Below are 943 nucleotides of genomic sequence, written 5' to 3'. Positions count from 1 at the left end.
GCTGAACCGGCCATGCAAGGTCATTCTGGCAGAGGAGCTGTCGCTGAGGCGGCGCATGAAGGCATTGTTTGCGGCCTCACGCGAGTCGCTTGGTAGCCGCACGATGATGGAGAAGCTACGCGAGGAAGGATTTGAGATTGGGCGGGAACGCACACGTAACTTGATGAAAGCGATGAAGTTGAAGGTTAAACAAAAGCGCAAATTCAAAGTGACGACGGACAGCAAGCACAACTTACCCACGGCAGAGAACGTCCTGGATCGCCAGTTCTCGCCTTCGGCGCCTAACCAGGTCTGGGGTACAGATATCACTTATCTGTGGACGCAGGAAGGCTGGCTTTACCTGGCGGTGGTAATTGACTTGTACTCACGCCGAGTGGTTGGCTGGGCGATGGATCGGCGGATGAAGAAAGCGTTGGTGATTCGAGCGCTGATGATGGCAGTCAACCTGAGGAAGCCATCACCCGGTCTGATTCACCATTCTGACCGTGGCAGTCAGTATGCCAGCCATGATTATCAAAAGCTGTTGAAACAGCATGGCATGATCCCGAGTATGAGTCGCAAAGGTAACTGTTGGGACAACGCGCCGGTGGAACGTTTTTTCAGTAGCTTGAAACGAGAATGGACGGGGGACCGTTTGTATCGAACAAGGCAGCAGGCAATGGCTGATGTTCGTGAATATGTGGCGGTGTATTACAATGCCAGGCGTCTGCATTCGACACTGGGTTATAAAACACCGCTTGATTATGAAAAAACTCTTAACAAAGTGTCCGGTAACAGTTGACCACTACAATATACGTCGATACATAGGTTGCAATTTCATACCTAATGGACCAAAAACAAGCGCTAGGAGGCTACCAGACAAGTCACGGATTACGTCTCCCGTGTTTGGTGTGCGAGTGGTCCCATATTGCATTAATTCAATTGAAACTCCGAATAAAAGAGT

General features: G+C 50.4%; 1 protein-coding gene. It reads left to right on the top strand.

The genetic code is table 11. From position 1 onward, the window contains the following. Nucleotides 1–781: IS3 family transposase (locus tag ACQY6F_RS18945; protein ID WP_428776674.1), on the top strand; the 781-nt coding region annotated here is incomplete at its 5' end. Between the last annotated feature and the right edge of the window lie 162 nt (nt 782–943).

The sequence above is a fragment of the Vibrio sp. genome, assembly GCF_050299255.1.
Taxonomy (GTDB): Bacteria; Pseudomonadota; Gammaproteobacteria; order Enterobacterales; family Vibrionaceae; genus Vibrio.
This window is presented reverse-complemented; position numbering and strand designations above follow the sequence as displayed.